Genomic DNA, 9,494 nt, shown 5'->3' on the forward strand with positions numbered 1-9,494 from the left:
TGACTCCTGACCGCAGCCGTTCAAACCTGCGCAGCTTTTAGCAATAACATACCACGGCCATAGGCTTTACCTGGCCCCAAGCCATTGCGCCAACACTTACAGAATAAGTCCCGCTGGGTGATTTTCAGCAGGCCTTGGAACAGCACCGCCTGGTCTTTCATCCTTCCACCATGCGCATCATCGTGCTTTCCCGTTGCTATATCCTTCTTGCCTTCCTGCACACAAAGGATAGCAAATCCATACTGCTCCCCTTTGCGGCGAAGCCAGTCCATACGTTCAGCCGGTGTCCGCAAAAAACGCCGCTGGCTGTTTCCCTCCCGGCGCGGAACTTTCTTAGTTGGTGCCGCCAAAATATCAAACCGGAAACACCTTCCCGGCTGCAAAGCCTCCTCCATTCCCTGGAGATTCTTTACCCCCAAAAGTTCCATCCCCTCGGGAATGTCCGTAATATCCGGCGCGATTTTTGACCAGATATAGATATTCAGCCGCTGCGTATCTATGCGGTATAACGCACCACTCTCCTCGCGGCTGCAATGAAACAATCGCTGCACACTGCGATGCATGATCTGGCAATCAGCCAGACATTTCCGCATCATGACATTGCAGATATCCAAATGAAACTTACTCAGATACATCAACCGCCGCCTCCTTATGGATGATTTTGCGTGAAACCAAGCGCGTATGGAAGGAACGGCCGCCACAATTCACATCTTGGCGCTCCCAGCCCATACCACCATCGGTAGATTCCCATTCCACCAAACAGTCCCGCGCCTGACAGCCAGCAGCCAATGGCAGCTTCTCAGCAGCCTCCAGCAATGACGAATACTCCCTTGTTATCCCCTCAAGGACCGGCCGCGAGGGCACACAGCTTTTACGGCCTAAAAAAATCGGCCACTTGGGCTTTTGCAAGGATTCTTCAAGACGCATCAGCAGGTTCTCTTCCCCTTGAACAAAAACCGTGTAACAGGCATCTTGTATATAGGTACGATGCGTCACTAAAGTCCCATATTCTCCCTTTTTATTGCGCATTGTCCCCTGGGCAGTCATCAGCTGCAACGACCGCACCGTATGGAAATCTATCAGTTCCGTTCCCTGACGATCTGCCCGTACAGCAACATGAAGCTTTTGATTCCATTCTGCCAGCCGGGCATCCTCTCGTTCCAGTCCGGAAGCACAGCCGAGCAGGCCCACGATTCCGGATTTCGTCGGCAGGCTTGCCGAGTCCCTGTAATCCCATTTACTCCGCTCGCCCCAGCTCTGCAAAACACCCTCTAAACGCAAGACTAAGATTGGGATTGTACTCATAGCTGTCAACCCCTTATTTCTGCAAAAAAGCACGAACCATCTCTATCAATTCATCGTAATTTTGTGCAGTCTCTACCTTGAGATTATCCCCCCAGAGGTCATCCTGCTCCGCAGCTGCACCGCTGGCATCAAGCCACACGCGATGGGCAGTGGAAAGCGACGGGAATGCCTTAGCCGTTGCCAAGACGTGCTGCTGCAATTTAGCAATACTATCCTCGACCAAATCCGTATTTGCTGATGCTTTGGCTGGTTTTGCAAAGGCATTGGCATAGCTGACTGGTACCGGATAATCTTTGCACTCCACTAAAACAGCCGCTGGCAGCACATTGCCGGCAAACGAATTTTGTTTTCCGCTAGGATTACTATAGGCCATCGTACGCAGTAACGAAGGAATAACTGCCTCCACGAGCGCTTCGGGGTTCTCCGCATTTTTTAGATTAGCCAGCAGTTTATCCATATCCAGCGATGCATAGATATAATAACAGGAGGAATTATAGTCGACATTATCCATCATACCTGCCCCGAGTTCTTCCTGCCCATCGATCATATCATCCATCGCCACAAAGAAATCGGATTCCATGATGACACGATTCGTTGAAAACGCATGTGCAACCTGCATCGCAGCCTCCACATCGGCGAAAGCTGTCGACGTCACCATGCGGCCGAACAGGGCAATATCCAAAGAAACAGGCCGCGCCCCAGCCCCTGTAACACTTTTTTCTATATCTGTCGCCTTTATTTTGGTAAAAGCTTTCGCATCTTTTGCTTCATCAATATGCACCTTTACCGCATCCGCTATTGCTTGGATATCTTCCGGTGCATAAAGGACTATCTGGCTCGTTATCCCATCGTCGCGTTCTTTGCCAGCCTTATTGGCAAATCCTGTCAGCTTCTTCTCAGCTGCCAGTGCCATTTCTTCTGCCACGCCCATTTCCAACAAACGATTTTTGACCAGCTGCGGCATCTTCCGCGTCCTGACGCCTAAATGACCAGCCATTTCCTTTTGGAATAGCGGCGACACACGCCAGCTGCGTTTGAGGCACTGGCTGGAAATCCGTGAGCGCTGTACACCGCCAAACATACAGGATTTTGGTGCTCCCATGTCATCACGATTCAGATTCGTAGCAGGATAATTTTTTAACATGTGAATTTCAAGTAACATCGTCATTTCTCTCCTTTACGCTCCACCTGATAAAAGTCTTTCACCCAATTCCGCTGGATAAAATGGTCGGGATGATCCCAGCTGTGCAAATCACGCAACAGGTTCTGGGCACTGATTACATTCCCTTTGCTGCGGCAAAATCTGGCAACGCGATACAGTTTTCCGATAAAATACCCTGTCGTGTCCCACGGCATGTCCAGCAAAACTTGCAAGCGACGGGGAAATTCCTGCTGCTGCTCTGCCGTGAGACTGCTTTTGACCGCCTTAGGGATTGATTGGCCCCTATCCCATTCATCTTCACGCCATAAACACATCAAGCATACCGTTGCGAACTGTTTCTCTTCTTCCCGTCCATCCGGATAAAGCCGATAAAATGCACTCAGCGCCGCTGCTCCTGCCGTGGATAACGTCCGGCCAGCCGCCCGCCGCAAAGCCACTATATCAGCAGGACGCGAACGCAGCGACTCCTGCGCATTTAGCAACCATTCTGACTTATTACTCTTCATCGTCTGCACAATATCCCGCCTCTCGTAAGATTTTATAAAGTTTACCAAACAAGAATCGTTCCTGTTGCTGCGCGCGGACTAAATCTGCCGCACGGAAACAATACCTATGCTCCGCTTCCTGAACAAGGTTACTAACTCCTGTCAACAACAGTTGCTGCCATTCCTGTTTCAGCACACGATAATCGTCCAAACTTACCGCTTGCGCCAACTGGTCCATATACCCAGGAACTTTTCCTTCACAATACGCAAAAAAGCGGTGACGATAGGCATCTGCTTCATGCTGTCCACGGCTGCTGTTTTCCGGTGCAATGATTGCCACGAGCCCATTATTCTTACTGTTCAGCTGACGGCCCAAGGCCTCGACCAGGCTTAATGCTTTAACTAGCACGTCCACCTTTTCTGCGTCGGCCACAATGCGATTATCCAAATGGATTTTTCCCTGCTGCAAGCCTAATAGCGATGCGTTCGACGTAGCCAGACCAAACATCATGACCGGCATATCATGACGATTATCCTCCCGCAAAATCTCCGCAAAATCGCGCAACACAGAGGGTGCTCCCTTTGCATAAAATTGATTCAGTGAAATCAAATTGCGCCAGGGTTCCCGATCCAGCGACGGTTTGATTGACACAAAATCGCCATCTTTATTCGGCCGCCGCGCTACATGCGGATCTTCCCAACCAGCAAAACCGATAAAGTGCAGCCCGGGCTGATAATACATCCTGCGAACCATCCCCTCCTCCGGCGGACAAAGACGGATGCGCCGGGCAGGAAATAGCATCCCATATAATTGGTCTGCCGTTGCTACATCAGCCTTCGGTATGATTTCCCGCGGATTCTCCCAGACAGGCTTGCCGCTATCTTCCTTTTTCGCTGCTGGCATCGATAAGACCAATGTTTCAAAAAGATTCCTGCCTTCGGGTAGGAAAAACATCGGCGGCGCACCATACACATTGGAGGGATACCCGCCTGACATAGCCGTGGCAAAAATCTGTGCTGTCAAAAGCCCCCGCATTGCCTGCGCTGGCGTCATCGTCGCCTCAGCTTCTAACGTATGGTCATGATGAATCGAATTGTTGCCACTCGCCCGCGTTCCATCTAAGCTGGCAATCGATTTTATATTTTTATCTGCATCGTATTCATCATTGGGACTTGCTTGCATAAAAGGCCGCTCCGCATCAAACAAATCAAAGCTTACCCCAGCCAGCTCACACTGACAGAAATAATCCTCCACTCGTTTCATCGCAAAACGGCCTTCTGCAAGCATCTCATATTTTGTTTCCCAATCTTTCGGCTGATAGACCCGCAATAAAAAAACCGACAGAAAACGATACATGCTATACGTTTCCATAGCATTCTCCCCGCTGATCTGCCGGTAATCCTGTGCATGCTCCAAAAGCTCGCGCAGGCCCACTTCTCGAACGTTTCCCGTCATCATATCCTGTACTGGAATCCACGGCTCCGTCCGAATATCAAACATCATATCATTCACCTCACTAGCACAGATCAAATCTCACCTTGTAATTGATAGTTATTGTAATTATTTTATCTTCTTCTATCATACTAGCACGTCTGGTAATAAAAATCAAGTTGTTATTATTAAAGAAAATCTCATGCCTATGGGGTTTTATACCGCCATTGATTTCTTAAAGAAAAACAACGGTTCATCCCCACTAGCATGAGATTATTTATATACTAGCATACATCGTATGCCATCCACAAGGACGAACATTCCTATCCACGTACGCCTATCAATTGTAATCCATTGATTTCGACGACTCTGCGTTTTGGATCGCCACACATCTCCATGGCAAAGCCCTGCTCTGTGTTCATACTATAAAGCATGACAGCCCCAGTAAATCTTTCATTCTCATATACTTTATTCCACAATCGTTCCCTGACCATAGCACTGACCTGTCCCACAAATACGCCTGGCTTTACTTCCATCAGCCATTTGGTCAATTCCCCACGTAATTTGGCTGGCTCATTATCAATCACCATCACAACCATCGTCATCGACCTCTCCCGCATAATTCACGCCACCATCGACAGCACCATACTGATCGTCCCATAGGTCTCCAGTCTCTTTCGTCTCAACTTGTTCATTTTCCAAGTCCTCAAAAAGTTTTCCCAAGTCTAGCGCAATACGTTTCATAAGCTTTGCTGAGTGAAAATATTTGCGGCAAAGTTTTCGTGTATGTTTCTCCGGCTGTTTCGCATCCAACTTCACTGCTTCAAAAGCTGCAGGAATTGTTGTCTCTGCCTTGTAAAGATCTGCCACATCATAGACAAAAGACAGCATCTTACCTGTATGTACAAAGCCTAACGCCGAAGAATACCCCAAAGAATAGATTGCAGCCTGGCACACACTATAAAGAATACTATTCGCAGATGACAAGGCCCGATTCACAGCATCCGAACTATCCCAATCTGTATTCTTATAATCACGCTTATGCCAAGGAATCCCATACATCTTCGCCGCCATCTGATACGATTTTCTTACCCGGATGCCCTCCATACCACGAATCTGTTGCAATGTCATCTGTGAACAATCCATCTTAGGAAAACGGAGTTCATACATCCGCCGGACTACAATCATATGCAGCCTTTCATCCATACAGCATTTTGCCTGCAACAGAGTATTCTTGGCACTGCGTGTCTCCCCCTGCCCTGCCGCATAAAACCTTGCACAGTGCTCCCCACACCATACAATCATACAGCCATTTTCCGTTGCCGTCTTAATCGCCGCATGCGTAATATTCGTCCCCGGGCCTAACATTAAACAAGTCAAAGACGAGACCGGAACAGGTACATCCTCACTACCACGGTGCAAAATAATTGACGAACCCTCTTGATCGATTATCGAATGCTCCACATAAAGGTAGCTGATACTATCGCGCAATTTAGGCAATTCTTTCAAATCCTTCGCCATAAGCCCCTCCTCCTCTCATCCCCACATGCGTGTGGCATACCGAGGCATCCGCAGGCCGTGCCGTTGCCGCTGCGGTTCATCCCCACATGCGTGGGGCATACAATCCCTACGGAAATTTCCCCGACTGTTTCGCCGGTTCATCCCCACATGCGTGGGGCATACGCAGTAGCGCGAAATATAAACTCAAGGGCATTACGGTTTATCCCCACATACGTGGGGCATACATCATGGCAGTCAAAAAACGTTGTCCGTATTGCGGTTCATCCCCACATGCGTGGGGCATACAGCCCTTGTTATGTTCTCTTGGGTTCATACCTCGGTTCATCCCCACATGCGTGGGGCATACGTGTAAATGTTATGACTAAAAATGAATTTATTGACAGGTTCATCCCCACATGCGTGGGGCACACATTCTCGACAGCATTTTCTGCAAGCACACCTACGGTTCATCCCCACATGCGTGGGGCACACCTATTGTTGTAGTCCACATCAATACCACAAAGCGGTTCATCCCCACATGCGTGGGGCACACCGCGTCCTCGGCGCCGCCACCGTACAGCTCGACCGGTTCATCCCCACATGCGTGGGGCACACTCCCGATGCTGGAATATACACAATCATGTGCGCGGTTCATCCCCACATGCGTGGGGCACACACTAGCAAAAATGGCTTAACTACGCCATTTTCACTTTCAAAATCCTTGCTATGTGTCTTCCTCAATCATATTCACAATTCACAAAAAAGTCAATTATAAATTGTGGTATGCGATATATCCTTCATCCTCTCGCTCATACACTGCCAAAAAAAGTTTTCTTCTCCCCCATCTCCGTGTATAATGATATAGTAATTCACAAAAGGAGCTGAACGATTTGTATATCGAATATATCACCTTAGGCGCGGTGCTGCTGCTTAGTTATATTGGCCATAACATGACGGTATTTTATGCTGCGGCGATTGTATTGGGGCTGAAGATCTTAGGGCTTACGACGGCGCTCAATGCCTTGGGTTCCCAGGGGCTTAACTGGGGTATCATCATTTTGACGGCGGCGATTCTGGTGCCGATTGCCAATGGCACGATCACGATCCAGACCATGCTCGATGCCTTCCGCACCCATGCGGGAATCATCGCTATCGTCGCTGGTCTTTTGGCGGCGGTGGCTGGCGGCGGCGGCGTTGAGCTTTTGCAGAACAGCCCCGATGTCATCCCGGCGCTCATCATCGGCACGATGGCAGGCGTCCTGCTGTTCCACGGCGTTGCCGTTGGCCCGCTCATTGCTGGCGGTCTTACGTATTTTGTCCTTTGGATTTTAAAGGCTGTTCACTGATAGAAATAAAAACGGAGTCTCCTACTTCCAAAAGTAAGAGACTCCGTTTTGTTATACCTTATAGCTGATTGCGCCAAACGGCGTCGTTCATGCAATAGGTCGTGCAGATGGCAACGGCCAAAGCATCAGCCGTATCATCCGGTTTCGGCGGCTCGGGCAGGTGCAAGAGCTTGGTTACCATGTAGATGACCTGCTGTTTCGTCGCTTTGCCATAGCCCGTGACATCCTGCTTGATTTGCATCGGCGTGCGCTCGACGAGCCGCAGGTTGTTCTGCGCCGCGGCCAAGAGTACCACGCCGCGCGCCTGTCCGACAGGAATCGCCGTCGTGACGTTGCGATTGAAGAAGAGTTTCTCAACGCCCATGACATCGGGCTGATATTTTTTTATCAGCGCATCAAGTTCGGTATGGATCTTGAGCAGACGGTCTTCCATTTTCATATTCGGCGTCGTAAAGATCGACCCATAGGCACGCGGAATCAAGCGGCTGCCCTTTGACTCGACAAAGCCATAGCCGCAGATCGCTGTTCCCGGGTCAATGCCCAAAGCTAACATAAGTTCTCCTCCCGATAGCAGAAAAGGGGCTCATGCTCTGAGCCCCTTTGTATTTCCGAAGCGATGCTTATTCTTCGATTTCGTAGTTGCTGTAGACGTTCTGGACGTCATCGTTTTCCTCGAGCGCATCCTCGAGTTTCTGCATCTTCTCAGCGTCTTCGCCGGAGAGCTTGACCGTGTTGTCCGGAACCATCGTGATTTCTGACGATGCCGTCTCGATGCCTTTGGCCTCAAGGGCTGCCTCGATATCATCGTAAGCATCCGGATCAGCCGTAATCTCGAAGACCTCGCCCTCGTCCTTCATGTCGTCGGCACCAGCCTCGAGCACGATTTCCATCAGCGCATCTTCATCGGCAAACGTCTCTTTTTCGACAACGAAGATAGCCTTCTTCTGGAACATCCAGCCAACGCAGCCATCCTGGCCAAGGTTGCCGCCGTGTTTCGAGAACAGATGGCGGACATCAGCAGCCGTACGGTTGCGGTTATCCGTGAGGATGTCGAGCATGACAGCCGTACCAGCCGGGCCATAGCCCTCATAGGTCAGCTCTTCGTAGTTTGCACCTTCCGTCGTGCCCTCGCCCTTCTGGATAGCGCGCTTGATATTGTCTTTCGGGATGTTGTTAGCTTTTGCCTTCGAAAGAGCAAGTTTCAGACGCATGTTGCCCGTCGGGTCGCTGCCGCCCATGCGAACTGCAATCGTGATCTCACGGCCGATTTTCGTCGTGAGTGCACCGCGGATTGCGTCGTTTGCGCCCTTTTTACGTTTGATATTTGCCCATTTTGAATGTCCTGACATGAGGAACACCGCTCCTTTTTTCTTATGTTTTCCCTCCTGCATACAAGAGGAATTTACTCTGTACTAACTGGTTTAGTATACTACGTTTCCCGGCGTTCGTCAAACAACAGCCCCTTAGGCACGGAGCAGCTCTCATACCTTAGGGGCTGTTTACCTTATTTAGAAGCAAACATAGATAACATCCAAATCCTCAAGTTCTAATCCCATTTCGCTGAACGCAACATGCAAAGCCTTGGACACAACATCCACATTATGCCGGGCTCCACCATGGTTCAGCATGTCAAATGCTGCGTGATCCACAGGGGTAATCGATAGTGCCGCACCGTCATAGGACAAATCAAATGTCCCTGCCGTATTGGCAAGCATAAGCCTTGCCTTATACGTGCGCTGGGTTTCACGGCCCTTGGCAGCCGGCAAGTCCGTACGCACCTGCTCCACTGCCTCCATCTTCACCTCATCTGGATCGACCTGCAAAGCATACATCCCATAATTAATCTGCACACCATTATGTATGCGAACTACTGGCAACCGTGCTGTCGTCAAGCCTAATACCCGCTCGACTACATTATCTGCCGCCTGTCCCGGCTGCAGTTGTTTGCTATCTGCCAGCTGATAGCTCGCCGTACCAGACTGCACCGTTCCCTTTACAGGATCAAGCTGCGGACGCTCCGCTGCATAAGCCTCCGTCTTACCCGCAGGCTTATCGGCCGCTGCCGGCACCACCTCCGGCACTTCAGCAGTAACTGGTGTCACCACTGGCGTCGGTGTTACCGCTGGTTCCGGCGTTACCGTTGGTTCCGGCGTTACCGTTGGTTCCGGCGTTACCGTTGGTTCCGGCGTTACCGTTGGTTCCGGTGTTACCGTCGGCGTTACCGTTGGCTCCGGCGTTACCGTTGGCGTCGGCGTTACCGTTGG

General features: G+C 50.2%; 11 protein-coding genes and 1 CRISPR repeat array. Of the genes, 1 reads left to right on the plus strand and 10 read right to left on the minus strand.

The genetic code is table 11. The features are described 5' to 3' along the window. Positions 1-20: 20 nt before the first annotated feature. The 7 genes from cas6e to cas1e form a co-directional block, all read right to left on the minus strand. Positions 21-635 carry a type I-E CRISPR-associated protein Cas6/Cse3/CasE gene (gene cas6e / locus BM181_RS03935; RefSeq protein ID WP_075442519.1) on the minus strand — a complete coding sequence of 205 codons (615 nt, stop codon included), beginning with the start codon at positions 633-635 and terminating at the stop codon, positions 21-23. Then, entirely contained in the window at positions 622-1,305 is a 684-nt protein-coding gene (cas5e, locus tag BM181_RS03940) for a type I-E CRISPR-associated protein Cas5/CasD (protein ID WP_075442520.1), read from the minus strand. Before cas5e ends, cas6e begins: the two co-directional genes overlap by 14 nt. Positions 1,306-1,318: 13 nt before the next feature. Further along, positions 1,319-2,467 (minus strand): type I-E CRISPR-associated protein Cas7/Cse4/CasC, encoded by a 1,149-nt coding sequence (gene cas7e / locus BM181_RS03945; protein ID WP_075442521.1) that lies wholly within the window; start codon positions 2,465-2,467, stop codon positions 1,319-1,321. A gap of 2 nt (positions 2,468-2,469) precedes the next feature. Beyond that, positions 2,470-2,973: a type I-E CRISPR-associated protein Cse2/CasB gene (casB, locus tag BM181_RS03950; protein ID WP_256211292.1), complete on the minus strand. Its 504-nt coding sequence runs from the start codon at positions 2,971-2,973 to the stop codon at positions 2,470-2,472. Further along, positions 2,963-4,456, minus strand: a complete 1,494-nt coding sequence (gene casA / locus BM181_RS03955; RefSeq protein ID WP_082336155.1) for a type I-E CRISPR-associated protein Cse1/CasA — start codon at positions 4,454-4,456, stop codon at positions 2,963-2,965. The genes casB and casA overlap by 11 nt, the downstream gene beginning before the upstream one ends. Positions 4,457-4,707: 251 nt before the next feature. Further along, positions 4,708-4,989, minus strand: a complete 282-nt coding sequence (cas2e, locus tag BM181_RS03960; protein WP_218150092.1) for a type I-E CRISPR-associated endoribonuclease Cas2e — start codon at positions 4,987-4,989, stop codon at positions 4,708-4,710. Next, a complete protein-coding gene (gene cas1e, locus BM181_RS03965; RefSeq protein ID WP_075442525.1) occupies positions 4,964-5,905 on the minus strand; it encodes a type I-E CRISPR-associated endonuclease Cas1e in 942 nt (313 codons plus the stop codon). The genes cas2e and cas1e overlap by 26 nt, the downstream gene beginning before the upstream one ends. A gap of 11 nt (positions 5,906-5,916) precedes the next feature. After that, a CRISPR array of direct repeats spans positions 5,917-6,560; the repeat unit is 29 nt; unit sequence CGGTTCATCCCCACATGCGTGGGGCATAC. A 214-nt stretch (positions 6,561-6,774) separates the two neighbouring features. Between cas1e and BM181_RS03970 the strand changes: the two genes are divergently transcribed. After that, a complete protein-coding gene (locus tag BM181_RS03970; RefSeq protein ID WP_075442526.1) occupies positions 6,775-7,230 on the plus strand; it encodes a DUF441 domain-containing protein in 456 nt (151 codons plus the stop codon). Positions 7,231-7,288: 58 nt separating this feature from the next. Here BM181_RS03970 and ruvC read toward each other — a convergent pair whose 3' ends face one another. The 3 genes from ruvC to BM181_RS15500 form a co-directional block, all read right to left on the minus strand. After that, on the minus strand, positions 7,289-7,783 hold the full coding sequence (ruvC, locus tag BM181_RS03975) for a crossover junction endodeoxyribonuclease RuvC (RefSeq protein ID WP_033169411.1): 495 nt from the start codon (positions 7,781-7,783) through the stop codon (positions 7,289-7,291). A 67-nt stretch (positions 7,784-7,850) separates the two neighbouring features. Continuing rightward, complete coding sequence (locus BM181_RS03980) at positions 7,851-8,579, minus strand: YebC/PmpR family DNA-binding transcriptional regulator (RefSeq protein WP_075442527.1); 729 nt, start codon at positions 8,577-8,579, stop codon at positions 7,851-7,853. Between the two features lie 159 nt (positions 8,580-8,738). Then, on the minus strand, positions 8,739-9,494 hold a 756-nt coding region (locus tag BM181_RS15500; RefSeq protein WP_256211284.1), incomplete at its 5' end, for a hypothetical protein.

It is taken from the genome of Pseudoselenomonas ruminantium (assembly GCF_900113715.1).
GTDB classification, from domain to species: Bacteria; Bacillota; Negativicutes; order Selenomonadales; family Selenomonadaceae; genus Selenomonas_A; species Selenomonas_A caprae.